This window comes from Pseudomonas sp. S30, assembly GCF_016518545.1.
GTDB lineage: Bacteria > Pseudomonadota > Gammaproteobacteria > Pseudomonadales > Pseudomonadaceae > Aquipseudomonas.
This window is the reverse complement of record NZ_JACVTO010000007.1, coordinates 71,472-83,702: the sequence shown is the minus strand read 5'-3', so window position 1 is coordinate 83,702 and position 12,231 is coordinate 71,472. Positions and strand designations below refer to the sequence as shown.

At 63.0% G+C, this 12,231-nt stretch carries 12 protein-coding genes; 8 read left to right on the top strand and 4 right to left on the bottom strand.

The genetic code is table 11. The features are described 5' to 3' along the window. Window positions 1-7: 7 nt before the first annotated feature. The 3 genes from IAE34_RS10130 to IAE34_RS10120 form a co-directional block, all read right to left on the bottom strand. Entirely contained in the window at window positions 8-1,174 is a 1,167-nt protein-coding gene (locus IAE34_RS10130; protein ID WP_200138805.1) for an alginate biosynthesis protein Alg44, read from the bottom strand. A 35-nt stretch (window positions 1,175-1,209) separates the two neighbouring features. Then, window positions 1,210-2,691: a glycosyltransferase family 2 protein gene (locus IAE34_RS10125; protein ID WP_200138804.1), complete on the bottom strand. Its 1,482-nt coding sequence runs from the start codon at window positions 2,689-2,691 to the stop codon at window positions 1,210-1,212. A 63-nt stretch (window positions 2,692-2,754) separates the two neighbouring features. Further along, entirely contained in the window at window positions 2,755-4,071 is a 1,317-nt protein-coding gene (locus IAE34_RS10120; protein ID WP_200138803.1) for a nucleotide sugar dehydrogenase, read from the bottom strand. A gap of 1,041 nt (window positions 4,072-5,112) precedes the next feature. On the opposite strand from IAE34_RS10120, the gene IAE34_RS10115 reads away from it, so the two are divergent. From IAE34_RS10115 to IAE34_RS24510, 3 genes are read left to right on the top strand one after another with little or no spacing between them, the layout of a single operon-like run. Next, on the top strand, window positions 5,113-6,045 hold the full coding sequence (locus IAE34_RS10115) for a hypothetical protein (protein WP_200138802.1): 933 nt from the start codon (window positions 5,113-5,115) through the stop codon (window positions 6,043-6,045). Between the two features lie 15 nt (window positions 6,046-6,060). Then, window positions 6,061-6,633 carry a hypothetical protein gene (locus IAE34_RS10110; RefSeq protein WP_200138801.1) on the top strand — a complete coding sequence of 191 codons (573 nt, stop codon included), beginning with the start codon at window positions 6,061-6,063 and terminating at the stop codon, window positions 6,631-6,633. A gap of 11 nt (window positions 6,634-6,644) precedes the next feature. Further along, window positions 6,645-7,157 (top strand): ATP-binding cassette domain-containing protein, encoded by a 513-nt coding sequence (locus IAE34_RS24510; RefSeq protein WP_325100983.1) that lies wholly within the window; start codon window positions 6,645-6,647, stop codon window positions 7,155-7,157. A 16-nt stretch (window positions 7,158-7,173) separates the two neighbouring features. Here IAE34_RS24510 and yaaA read toward each other — a convergent pair whose 3' ends face one another. After that, window positions 7,174-7,953 (bottom strand): peroxide stress protein YaaA, encoded by a 780-nt coding sequence (gene yaaA, locus IAE34_RS10100; protein WP_200138800.1) that lies wholly within the window; start codon window positions 7,951-7,953, stop codon window positions 7,174-7,176. A gap of 134 nt (window positions 7,954-8,087) precedes the next feature. Between yaaA and IAE34_RS10095 the strand changes: the two genes are divergently transcribed. The 5 genes from IAE34_RS10095 (at window position 8,088) to moaE (ending at window position 12,187) form a co-directional block, all read left to right on the top strand. Further along, window positions 8,088-9,215 (top strand): polysaccharide deacetylase family protein, encoded by a 1,128-nt coding sequence (locus tag IAE34_RS10095; RefSeq protein ID WP_200138799.1) that lies wholly within the window; start codon window positions 8,088-8,090, stop codon window positions 9,213-9,215. A 303-nt stretch (window positions 9,216-9,518) separates the two neighbouring features. Beyond that, window positions 9,519-10,913 carry a PhoH family protein gene (locus IAE34_RS10090; RefSeq protein ID WP_200138798.1) on the top strand — a complete coding sequence of 465 codons (1,395 nt, stop codon included), beginning with the start codon at window positions 9,519-9,521 and terminating at the stop codon, window positions 10,911-10,913. A gap of 106 nt (window positions 10,914-11,019) precedes the next feature. Beyond that, window positions 11,020-11,490 (top strand): cyclic pyranopterin monophosphate synthase MoaC, encoded by a 471-nt coding sequence (gene moaC / locus IAE34_RS10085; protein ID WP_200138797.1) that lies wholly within the window; start codon window positions 11,020-11,022, stop codon window positions 11,488-11,490. Further along, window positions 11,490-11,735, top strand: coding sequence for a MoaD/ThiS family protein (locus tag IAE34_RS10080; protein WP_200138796.1), 246 nt, complete (start codon window positions 11,490-11,492; stop codon window positions 11,733-11,735). The genes moaC and IAE34_RS10080 overlap by 1 nt, the downstream gene beginning before the upstream one ends. Window positions 11,736-11,737: 2 nt before the next feature. After that, the gene (moaE, locus tag IAE34_RS10075; protein WP_200138795.1) at window positions 11,738-12,187 is read left to right on the top strand and encodes a molybdopterin synthase catalytic subunit MoaE; all 450 of its coding nucleotides are present in this window, start codon (window positions 11,738-11,740) and stop codon (window positions 12,185-12,187) included. Window positions 12,188-12,231 lie beyond the last annotated feature (44 nt).

Genomic DNA, 12,231 nt, shown 5'->3' with positions numbered 1-12,231 from the left:
GTCCCTCTCAGAGGCCACGTGCCACGGCGCGGTGGACCAGCCAGTTCAGCGACGGCCCGCGGTCGCTCTCGACCGACGCCGGGTGTCCGGCCAGCTCGGCCGGCAGCGCGCCGTCGGGCTTGATCTGCACACGGATGTCCGAGGCCAGGTTGTCGGTGTCCAGGCTGCTGCTGCCGACGATCACGCCGGTACGCTGCTCGTCGTCGCCGGCTATCTGGAAGTTGACCCGGGTGCCCGGCTTGACCTCGTCGAACTGGCGGTAGCTGAAGCGCGCTTCGATCATCGGGTTGGTGGTCCGTGGAATCAGCTGGTACACCGCCTGGCCCTTGCTGGCGTACTGGCCGTCATCCACCAGCTGACGCGCGACCACGCAGTCGCAGGGGCTGGTGAGGGTGCCGGAGAGTTGCTTGCCGAACAGCTCCTCGACCTTGGCCGGCTCCAGTTGCGAATCGTCCAGGTGGCCCTTGAGCAGGTCGAGCATGCTGGTGTTGAAGGTCGCCAGTGGCGCGCCCTTGATCACCTGGGCGCCGGTCTGCACCAGGCTCTGCATGCTGCCGTCACGGGGCATGGTGATGGTGGTGGTGGGCACGGCGACCACGCCGGCCTCGGCGTGGCTGAGGAAGTACAGGCCATACAGCGACTTGGCGACGAAGCCGAAGGCGGCGATGCCGACCACGAACACGCCCAGCGTCACGGTCACGGCGCGCAGGCGGGCGAAGGCCGACAGCCCGGCGCCGCCGTCCTTCTGCTTGCGCGCCTTGGTGAAGTTGTCGCGTTGCAGGGTACTGAGCACGTCGCCGACGCTGATCAGCTCGCCGGACAGGTGGCTGGTGATGATGTGGCGCAGGGTGGCGATGTCGCGGGGTTCGAGGTTCTGGAACTCGGCACCGACGCGCCCGCTGCTGGCGTCGCTGGAGCGCACCAGCAGCTCCACGTCCATCGCCAGGCCGAGGTTGTCGACTACGAACTGCAGGCGGGCACGCAGCATCTCGCCGACCGGCAGGGCGCGCTTGGCATGGAAGGACAGCCCGCCCGCGGACAGGTCATCGACCTTCACTTCCTGCTGCTGACGCTCGCCATCGAGGTAGCGCAGCTTGGCAGGGATGCGCACCCGGGCGTGCTGACGCTGGGCTTCGGACTCGTGCACGACATTGACGTTGACGGCGTTACTCATGGCGATTTGTTCCTTTGAATCGATCCGGGTTGGGCTCACACGACCATGAACAGCACGGCCACGAAGATGCTGGCGGCCGAGAAGGTCATGGTCCGCGAGGACCAGGTGTTGAACCATTGTTGAAAACTGGCGAGGTCACGCTTGAGGGCCGTCGGCTGACGGGTCCAGGACTGTTTGTCGAGGCGGAAGAACACGTAGATCTTCATCAGCGCGCCGACGATCTGGTTGTAGTAAAGGATCACCGGGTAGGCCGGCCCGACGCTGTGCCCCGAGCACAGCAGCATGATGGTGAGGATCAGCCGGGTGATGCCGATCCACAGCAGGTACACCAGCAGGAACTGCAGGCCGAACTTGAAGCTGGCGATCAGCGCCACGGTCAGGCCCAGCAGGCTGGTCCACATCGACACCCGCTGATCGAGCAGCACGATGCTGGTGAACAGCCCCAGGCGCCGCAGGCCCAGGCCCAGGGCGCGGGAGTTCTGCCGCAGGTTGTTGCCGTACCAGCGGTACATCAGCTTGCGGCTGGCCTTGACGAAACTCTTCTCCGGCGGGTGCTCGACCGTGTTGATCGCCGCGTCCGGCACGTAGAAGGTGTCGTAGCCCAGGCGCATCAGGCTGAACCAGCTGGACTTGTCGTCCCCGGTGAGGAACTTGAAACGGCCCAGGCGCCAGTGCATCAGCGAGTCGCTTTCCACGTCGGCGATGAACTCGGGATTGGTGACCACGCTGGCGCGGAACATCGACATGCGACCGGTCATGGTCAGCACGCGCTTGGACAGGGCCATCGAGCACATGTTGATGTGGCGCTGGGCGAAGCGCAGCTTGTGCCACTCGCTCATGATGTAGCCGCCGCGCACTTCGCAGAATTCGTTGGTGGTCAGGCCACCGACATTGGGGTAGAGCTTGAACCAGGGCACGGTCTTGCGGACCACGCCATCGGCCAGCACGGTGTCGCCGTCGATCACCGCCACCACCGCGTTCTCGTCCGGCAGCGAGCGGGAGATGGCTCGAAAACCGTAGGCCAGGCCGTCACGCTTGCCGGTGCCGGCGATGCGCACCACGTCCAGCGCCACATGCTCAGGCGGGTTGTACTTGGCCCACAGGCTCTTGACCAGCAGCTCGTCGGACTTCTCCACCAGCGAGCAGACCACGGTGGTGGGGTAGCCGCAGTCGATCGCTTCGCGGATCACCGAGCTGTACACCTGGGCGGTGGTCAGGGCGTCGATGCGAAAGCTGGTGACCATCAGGTACACATGGGACGGGTCGGCTGCCTTGCCCAGCTTCTGCACCTTGCGCCGCAGGTAGGGGTAGACCAGGTACAGGAAGATCATGCCGCGGATGAAATGGGTGGCGCCCATCGAGTAGCGCCAGATGCCGACAGCGCCGACCAGGAAGATGAAGTGCTTCGATTGCGAGTCGAAGATATCGCTGGGCAGGGCCAGGGCGATCAGCATGAGCAGGCTCATGAAGAGCAGCCATCCGGCGCACTGCAGCAGCACTGTCTGGAGCCTTTGCATGTTCAGCATCCGTCGCGAGAAAGTCAGGGAATGCGGGGCCGGACGGCCCCGCGTCGGGCTGGTTTACCAGCAGATGCCTTCGGTGCGGCTGACCACGCTGGTGGGCTTGCTCATGAAGCCGACCAGGTCGATCACCTGCTTGCCTTCAGGGGCTTGCTGGGCGAGGGCATGGAACTGCTCGTCGCGGTTGCCGAGCACGATGATGTCGGCGCCGTCGACCACTTGCTGGAAGTCGGCGTTGAGCAGCGAGGAGACGTGGGGAATCTTCGACTCGATGTAATCCTTGTTGGCCCCATGGACGCGGGCGTACTCGACGTTCTGGTCGTAGATGTTCAGCTCGTAGCCCTTGCCGATCAGGCGCTCGGCCAGTTCCACCAGCGGGCTCTCGCGCAGGTCGTCGGTGCCGGCCTTGAAGCTCAGGCCGAGCAGGGCGACCTTGCGCTTGTCGTGGCTTTCGATGAGGTCGAAGGCGTTCTGCACCTGCGATTCGTTGCTGCGCATCAGCGAGTCGAGCAGCGGCGCCTTCACATCCAGGCTGGCGGCGCGGTAGGTGAGGGCGCGCACATCCTTGGGCAGGCACGAGCCGCCGAAGGCGAAGCCGGGGCGCATGTAGTACTGCGACAGATTCAGGGCCTTGTCCTGGCAGACCACGTCCATCACTTCACGGCCATCGACACCCACGGCCTTGGCGATGTTGCCGATCTCGTTGGCGAACGTGACCTTGGTGGCGTGCCACACGTTGCAGGTGTACTTGATCATTTCGGCCACTTCGATGGGCTTGCGGATGATCGGCGCGTCGAGTTCTTCGTAGATCGCCTGCAGCACGTCGCCGCTGGCGCTGTCCAGCTCGCCGATGACGGTCATCGGCGGCTGGTCGTAGTCCTTGATGGCGGTGCTTTCGCGCAGGAACTCAGGGTTCACGGCCACACCGAAGTCGACCCCGGCGCGCTTGCCCGAGCAGTCCTCGAGAATCGGGATCACCACGTTCTTCACGGTGCCCGGCAGTACCGTGCTGCGCACCACGATGGTGTGGCGGCGGGTGGTGTCGCGCAGCACGTAGCCGATTTCGCGGCACACCGACTCGATGTATTCCAGGCCCAGGTCGCCGTTCTTCTTGCTCGGCGTGCCGACGCAGATCATCGATACTTCGCTGGCGCGAATCGCTTCGGCGAAGTCGGTGGTGCCGCGCAGGCGACCCGTGGCGATGCCCTGCTGCAGCAACTGCTCCAGGCCCGGTTCGACGATGGGCGACTTGCCCTGGTTGATCAGGTCGATCTTGGTGGTGGACACATCCACGCCGATGACTTCATGGCCACGCGCCGACAGGCAGCCTGCACAGACTGCACCCACATAACCCAAACCAAAGATGCTGATACGCATTGTATTCACCTCGTGTGTATATCGCGCCGGCTCTTTCACAGAACCGGACCGGGTTGATTGACTTGCTCTTGCAGGCGCACGGGTTCATGGCGAAGTGATACTTCACCGAACGCAGGCATGAGCGAATCCGGAGCGCGAAACGTAGTGCGCTCGAACTTGGCAGTGTTAGGCCAGTAATAAAAAGGCGTGCCCTTGCTTGAATGCAGCCGTCTTGTTGCAACGCCTTGTGCGGCGCGTTGCTGTGCTTGTTATTTCAAGTGATTAAATCCTTTGAAATCAACCACTAGGACGATTAGTAGGGGCGCGTCTCTCCTTCTCGGACAGTCCGCCAGAATAGACCTGTGCGGTAGCCAAAGTTGTCATGGCAGGTGATGAATACCTGCCTCGATGTGTTGTAAGTCATCTCTCACGTTACACGCTGGTGAATCGTTACGGGAGTTATGAGCGGTGCTCTGGAGGGAAGTTCCGAGGTGGGTTTGGCGCACATGAAAGATTTCTAAATATTTTCTTAAGAGGAAATACTTTCATTTTGATGGCATCGAGACCTGGCGTCCCGATATATAAAGGGTGAAATCGAGGTGGGATGGTTATATGCCAGCATCCGGAATTTTTTTTCAAAAAAATGGCGGAAATCTACGAGTGGTCGTGCTGCGAAGAATGAGAACAACCGCCTGCGACTGTAAATTGGCGTCAATTATTCGTCGGTTTCATGCGGATTTTTCTTGCGCAGTCGGACTACGCGGTGCTCTGAGTATAAGCCGCACTGTTTATAGGGTTTATAGCCCATATGAGATTAAATCTGGGTCTGCCGCCGTTTGATCTGACAGCTAGGAAGGATGCGTATGACCGGCGCATCAAGCGGCGGTGCGAGCTGCCCGGCGTCAGTCACCCGCACCAACGCTGACTACGCCTGGGCGGTGGAATTCACCCTGCGCTAGCGATGCTCACAGCAGTCGCTGATCCAGTTTTCAGCTCAGCGGCAGTTGTGAAACACATCTCCTTCTATCACCGGAACCAAACTAGCGGGGTTGGCAGGTTTCCATGGAAATCGTATCGAATGGCGTCAATACCTTCACTGCTTCACGTACTGATGCCAAGGACGGGCAATCTGGTCCGCCTTTCGAGGCGCTCGGCATCAGTCAGCCAGTGGTGTCCTCACCGCCAACCAGTACCGCACGCTTGTCTTCGCTTTCCCAGCAGCTCAGCGCGGCGGCTGAACGGGCTGCTGTCAGGGATAGCCAACTGTCACGCAAGGCGTTGGCCGCGCTTGCTTCGCATATTCATGAGCAGATAGAGGGCGAGCAGTATTGGCTCTTCAAGGATACCTATGATTCACAGCGACCTGATACCGACGATGCGCAGTGGCTGGAGCGCGTCCAGCAGGCTACGGATTTCGTCAACGGCAAGGCTCCTAACCCGTTCAAGGGCATGAGTCGTGAGCAGTTGAGCCTGATCACTCATGACCAGGAGGGTTCATTCACCATCAACGAACGCAGAGCCGCATCGGCCGAGGCGGGCGCGCAAGAGTTCGAATGGGCCAAGTACATCATTGACAAGATGGATGCCGAGCGTCGTTCTACAGGACGCTCCGATCAAGCCATGCTAGAAACGATCGCTCACTACGACTCGCTGCCACGAATCGACGTCGCCGCCCATGGCAATTACGAAGCGGCGATACGCAATACGATGCAGATGCACGAATTCGAGGTGCAATTGCCAACAGTCGGTACCAGCTTGCTCGAGCAATTGGCAAACGAATGGGGAGACTCGGATGAGCTGCCCAATTCGCAACTTTCCGGTCTGGCTACGTATTCGTCTGCGGATATGTCCGCCGTTCTGAATGACAGCGCGATTTCGACCCGCGATCAATCTGCACGTGTGGCGATACAACAGTCCCCAGCGGATCTTGAACTGTCGGCCCTGGCTCAGCAGCTGCACGCTGCAGCACTGCGAGCCTCGGCAAGGGACAGTTAGCTTTCTCGCAGCGAGTTGGCTGAGCTGGCTGCCCGGCTCAATGCCAGCCTGTCAGGTGACAACTATGCATTTGCCAAAGACTTCTACGACGCCCAGATGCCCACGATGCTAACCCCTGAGTTGATGGAGCGGGCTCGCCAGGCTACCGCCTTCATCAACGGCACGGGTGCAAATCCGTTTCTGGGGATGTCGCGGCAGCAACTGAGCCTTATCGCCTATGACGAGGGCTCGGAGTTCACGTTCAATGAACGCAGAGCCGCGTTGTGGGAGTCGAGCCGACAGGAAGCCGAGTGGACTCGCTCAGTCGTTGGGAAAATGGACATCGAGTCGCAACGAACCGGTCGCTGCATACAAGGACTCAAGGAGATCGTGAGTTACTACCAGTCCCTCCCGCCTATCGAGGAGGCACAACATGGAAACTACGAAACGCAGATCGCGAGGCAGGCATCCCTCGAAGAAATCGAGTGGCCAGAGTTTCGCACCTCCCTCATCGACTTGATGGCCAATGAGTGGAAGATCGTCGATAACCCTCTGGACCAGCAGCGCCCGGATGCTTCGGCTGATGCGCCAGCTGCGCAAAAGGCATGACGACTCCGGCTGTGAGCTTGCAGCTCATCACCCGCAGCTTCGCAGGGCGCGCAGCCCTGGTCGACATCTCCCTCACCATCCCCACCGGCCAGACCTGCGCGATCGTCGGCCTTTCAGGCGCCGGCAAGAGTACCCTGCTCGACCGACCTTGCCAGGGACGACTGCTGCTGGGCGGCCACGTCGAACATGTGGATTGGCAGGCGCAGCAGCCACAGGCCGAGGGCGCCTGGTTCGAGCTGCGTATCGCACTCGATGAACAGCCCGATCCCCTGGCACTGGGTGTGCGCCTGGGCATGAGCGCGCAGGTGCAGGTCCGGCTGCACAGCACGGCGCAGGCCGTAGTGCTGCCGCTGGAGGCGGTGCAGGGGGACGCCGCCGAGGGACACTGGGTGGTGTTTCGCCGTGACGGCGAATCGGTGGCGCAGCAGGTGCCGGTGCGGGTGGACGCGGCGCAGGTGGCAGGCGTGCAGGTCCAGGGGCTGGAGGCCGGCTGGGTGTGGGTCGCCGAGCGTTCCGGCCCCTGACGCGTCCGGGCAGCGGTCAGCGCTCGGGCTGATCGCGCAGAAACACCAGGTGATCCTCACGCGACTGTTCGGCGCTGTAATAGTAGCCCTGCACGTCGAAGCTTTTCAGGCGCTCGGGGTCGGCAATGCGCTCCTGGATCACGAAGCGGCTCATCAGCCCGCGGGCCTTTTTGGCGTAGAAGCTGATGATCTTGTACTGACCATTTTTCAGGTCCTTGAAGTCGACGTCGATCACCCGTGCCTTCAGCGCGCTCTTGTTCACGGCAGCGAAATACTCGTTGCTGGCCAGGTTCAGCAGCAGGTCGTCGCCCTGCTCGGCCAGTGCCTGGTTCAGCCACTCGCTGATGCGCGTGCCCCAGAAGGCGTAGAGGTCCTTGCCGCGGGCGTTGGCCAGCTTGGTGCCCATTTCCAGGCGATAGGGCTGCATCAGGTCCAGCGGGCGCAGCAGGCCATACAGGCCGGAAAGCATGCGCAGGTGGTGCTGGGCATAGGTGAAGTCGTCTTCGCCGAGGGATTCGGCATCCAGGCCGGTGTACACATCGCCCTTGAAGGCCAGCAGCGCCTGTTTCGCGTTGGCCGGCGTGAACTCGGCGCTCCAGCTGCCGAACCGCGCGGCGTTCAGACCCGCAAGCTTGTCGGACAGGTGCATCAGTTCGCCGATCTGCGCCGGCGTCAGCTCGCGCAACTGGTCGATCAGCACCTGAGCGTGATCCAGGTGCTGCGGCAGGGTGTGGCGCTTGATCACTGGCGGGGTGTCGTAATCTAGGGTCTTGGCGGGAGAAATCACCGTCAGCATGGGTTCGGCTCCTGGAAAGGTTGGCGTGATTCTACGGGGGCCTGGGTTCGAGCGCCAAACTATGCCTGCCATAGGCACAGACCATCGGCGGCTGTGACGCTATAGTGGGCCGGTTCACTTCGTGGAGACTGCTCGTGCGCATCGCCCTCGCTGTTCTATTCACGCTGTTCGCAGCCGCCGCGCAGGCTGCCCCGCCACTGGCGGTCAGTTTCGATCGCAGCCTTTGGCCAGAGCAACTGGACAGCCCGGTGCTGTTCGACGTGGCTTCGCGGGCGCAGATCCTGTCGTTCGCCCAGGTGCTGCACGAAAGCGAAATGCTCGACGACGCCAGCCTGGCGACTCGCCTGGGGCTGCGTCAGGTCAACCTTTCGGTGATTCGCGCCGTGCGTGCGCGGATGTGGCAGCGCCTGTGGGAGAACTACCAGCAGGCGCAGCTCAGTTGCGAAGAGGATGCCTCGTTCTGCTATGCCCTGCAGTCGATGGACGATCTGCGCGCACGTGCGGTGACATTCGCCAGTGAAGTGGGCGAGTTCTACCAGCGCTGGGTCGAGCCGAGCTATCGCTTCAACCAGCGCTACCTCGACGAGCAGTTGCGCAAGGCTGCGCTGTTTCCGCAGACCAGCAGCGAAGTAGAGCGCCTGTCCAATGCCGAGCGCAGCGGTGACGAGCTCAACGACCGGGTGTTCCTGCTGACCTTCGCCGGTGGCCCGGGCCCTGCGGGCACCAGCACGGACGATCTGGCGCAGTACCTGCGCCGCCAGCAGCTGGGGGGCATTTTCTTCGTGCTCGGCAGCCGTGTGCAATTGCGCCGGGACGCCACCCAGGGGGCGGACCTAGGCGCGCTGTACGCCGGCCAGTGCGTGGGTATCCAGGGGTGGGAGTACCGCTCCCACGCCCAGTGGCAGGGCTGGCAGGATTCCCTGCGACGCAGCCAGGCGCAGGTCCAGGCGCTGCTGCCGGAGCAGTACGTCCCCCTGTTTCGCCCACCCTATGGCCAGCGCCGCGCCGATGGCGAGGCGTTCATGGCGGCGCAGGGGCTGCAGGTCTCGCTGTGGGACATCGACGCCCAGGACGACACGGCCCTGGAGGCCGATCAGTCGGCCCAGCGCGTGCTGACCCTGATGTTGCTGTGGCGCAAGGGCGTGATCCAGCTGCACGACAGCCTGCCCAAGGCGCAACCGGCCCTGGATTGGCTGTTCCAGCATACGGCGCAAAGTGGCATCGCCTGGGAAGACTGCCACGCCTATGGCGATCCGCGCTGAGCGGGCCGGCAACCGCGACGCGCAAGCCCATCCCTGACTGTAGTCGCCCTTGGGCCTGACGCCAAGGGTGCTCGTCACTCGACGAAATAAACTTCACCGCCGCTAAAAAAGTCTTTTTTCCGTCATGTCTTTTGCGGTATGAAGGAGTCAGACAGCCGATTCCTGCAGCACAGGTGGCGTCATCCAGGCCCTCCTTTGCCAGGTGCGCTCCCCGCCCGTAACGACGCGGATACGGGGAGAACGGCGGTCACTCTGCGGCGCAGCACGCCTGTGCCGTCTTGCTTTCACACAAGGTGAACGAGTATGGATGACCAAGGACGCAACCTTTCCTCCACCAAGCCCATCCTGTATGTCCTCGATACCAACGTCCTGATACACGACCCCAATGCCCTGCTCAATTTCGAGGAGCACCACGTCGCCATCCCGATGACGGTGCTGGAGGAACTGGACAAGCTCAAGACCGGCAAGCAGACCATCGCCGCCGAATGTCGCCAGGCCATCCGCCTGATCGACCAGACCCTGGGCGAGGCCTCGCCTACCGACGTCGAGCAGGGCGTGCCGATCCAGCGTGGCAAGGGTGGGCCCAAAGGCTCGCTGTCGATCCTGATGAGCCCGCGTCACGAGCCTTCGCGGCTGCTGCCCGAGCATCTGAACGACAACATCATCATCAACCAGCTGCTGGAACTGCGCAGCCGCCGTGCCGACCTGGACGTGGTACTGGTCACCAAAGACATCAACATGCGCCTGAAGGCGCGGGCCTGCGGCATCGCCGCCGAGGACTACAGCACCGATCAGCTGGTCGACGACGTCTCGCTGTTGTCCAAGGGCTACCACTCGGTCAGCGGCTCGTTCTGGGACCGTGTCAGCAAGGTCGACACACGCCAGGAGCGCGGCCGCACCTGGCATCGGGTGCAACTGAGCGAGCCGCTGCCGGCGGTGCACGTCAACGAGTTCATCATCGACGAGCAGGGCTTCGTCGGCTGGATAAAGGGCGCGCGCGAGGGCGAACTGCTGCTGCTCGACCTGCACCAGGAGCCGCTGCTGCATCAGGAAGCCTGGGGCCTCAAGCCGCGTGACATCCACCAGAGCCTGGCACTGTTCGCCTTGCTCGACCCGGACATCCACCTGGTCAACCTCACTGGCGCGGCCGGCTCGGGCAAGACCATCCTGGCCCTGGCCGCTGCCATCGAGCAGACCATGGTCAGCAAGCGCTACCGGCGCATCATCGCCACCCGCAGCGTGCAGGGGCTGGACCAGGAGATCGGCTTCCTGCCCGGCACCGAGGCCGAGAAGATGGAGCCTTGGCTGGGCGCGATCACCGACAACCTCGAAGCCCTGCACATGGATGACGAGAGTACCCACGGCAGCGTGGAATACATCCTCGAACGGGTTCCATTGCAGTTCAAGTCGCTGAACTACATCCGCGGGCGCAGTTTCCAGCAGAGCCTGATCCTCATCGATGAATGCCAGAACCTCACCCCGCACCAGATGAAAACCATCATCACCCGTGCAGGCGCTGGCTCCAAGGTGGTCTGCCTGGGCAACCTGGCGCAGATCGACACTCCCTACCTGTCCGCCACCAGCTCGGGCCTGACCTACCTCACCGAGCGGTTCAAGGACTTCCCCCATGGCGTGCATATCACCCTGCAAGGGGTACCGCGCTCGGTACTGGCCGAGTACGCCGAGTCGCACATGTAGCGCTGCACCCGGCGCCGCGGGTTCGACCGCGGCGCCTTTTTTTTTGCGCCTGCACTTCTGCCCGGCACGGGTTTACACTCTGCATTTGCGCCACAGGAGCAGAGCAGTGCTGACCCATCTCGATTCCCAGGGACGCGCCAACATGGTCGACGTCACTGAAAAAGCCGTGACCGCCCGCGAGGCGACCGCCGAGGCGCGGGTGCGCATGCTGCCCAGCACCTTGCGCATGATCGTCGACGGTGAGCACCCCAAGGGCGACGTGTTCGCCGTGGCGCGCATCGCCGGCATCCAGGCGGCGAAGAAGACCAGCGAGCTGATCCCGCTGTGCCACCCGCTGATGCTCACCAGCGTCAAGGTCGAGCTGAGCGCCGAAGGACAGGACACCGTGCACATCCGCGCCCGCTGCAAGCTCGCCGGCCAGACCGGCGTGGAAATGGAAGCCCTCACCGCCGCCAGCGTGGCGGCGCTGACGATCTACGACATGTGCAAGGCCGTCGACAAGGGCATGGTCATCGAGCAGGTGCGACTGCTGGAAAAGCTCGGCGGCAAGAGCGGCCACTACCAGGTGCAGGCGTGATGAACATCCAGGCGTTGTACTTCGCCCGCTATCGTGAGCGGCTGGGATGCGATGGCGAATCGTTGCAAGGTGATTTCAAGGTGCTCGACGACGTGCGCCAGGCGCTGCTCGCCAGAGGCGAGGCCTACGCGGTGCTCGCCGAGCCGAACCTGATGTGCGCCCGCAACGAAGAACTGTGCCGGCTCGATGAGCCTGTCGAGGACGGCGATGAAGTGGCGTTCTTTCCACCGGTCACGGGGGGTTGAACATGGGCGTGCAGGTACAGCAGGCACCGTTCGATCCCGGCCAGTTGCTCAATGCGCTGCATGCCGCCAATGTGGGAGTGGGCGCGGTGGTCGGGTTCGTCGGCTACGTGCGCGACTTCAACGACGGCCGGGACGTGGCGGGCCTGTTTCTCGAGCACTATCCGGGCATGACCGAAAAAGCGCTGCTCAAGATCCTCGGCGAGGCCGAGCAGCGCTGGCCGCTGCTCAAGGTCCAGGTGCTGCATCGCATCGGCGCCCTGGCGCCCGGTGAGCCGATCGTGTTCGTCGGCGTCGCCAGCGCCCATCGCCAGGCGGCGTTCGAAGCCTGCGATTTCATCATGGATTACCTCAAGACCCGTGCGCCGTTCTGGAAGAAGGAAGACACCCGGGACGGGCCGCGCTGGGTCGAAGGCCGGCAGAGCGACCAGGACGCGGCGGGCCGCTGGCGCTAGCGCTGTCGAAGGCACCGGCGATCGAGCGCGTAGCGGTCCGCCAA

What these genes read in the sequence shown, in the direction of transcription:
- IAE34_RS10080 (WP_200138796.1), top strand. Translation starts at nt 11,490, where the DNA reads ATGAACATCCAGGCGTTGTACTTCGCCCGCTATCGTGAGCGGCTGGGA.
- moaE (WP_200138795.1), top strand. Translation starts at nt 11,738, where the DNA reads ATGGGCGTGCAGGTACAGCAGGCACCGTTCGATCCCGGCCAGTTGCTC.
- IAE34_RS10125 (WP_200138804.1), bottom strand. Translation starts at nt 2,691, where the DNA reads ATGCAAAGGCTCCAGACAGTGCTGCTGCAGTGCGCCGGATGGCTGCTC.
- yaaA (WP_200138800.1), bottom strand. Translation starts at nt 7,953, where the DNA reads ATGCTGACGGTGATTTCTCCCGCCAAGACCCTAGATTACGACACCCCG.
- IAE34_RS10130 (WP_200138805.1), bottom strand. Translation starts at nt 1,174, where the DNA reads ATGAGTAACGCCGTCAACGTCAATGTCGTGCACGAGTCCGAAGCCCAG.
- IAE34_RS10090 (WP_200138798.1), top strand. Translation starts at nt 9,519, where the DNA reads ATGGATGACCAAGGACGCAACCTTTCCTCCACCAAGCCCATCCTGTAT.
- IAE34_RS10120 (WP_200138803.1), bottom strand. Translation starts at nt 4,071, where the DNA reads ATGCGTATCAGCATCTTTGGTTTGGGTTATGTGGGTGCAGTCTGTGCA.
- IAE34_RS10115 (WP_200138802.1), top strand. Translation starts at nt 5,113, where the DNA reads ATGGAAATCGTATCGAATGGCGTCAATACCTTCACTGCTTCACGTACT.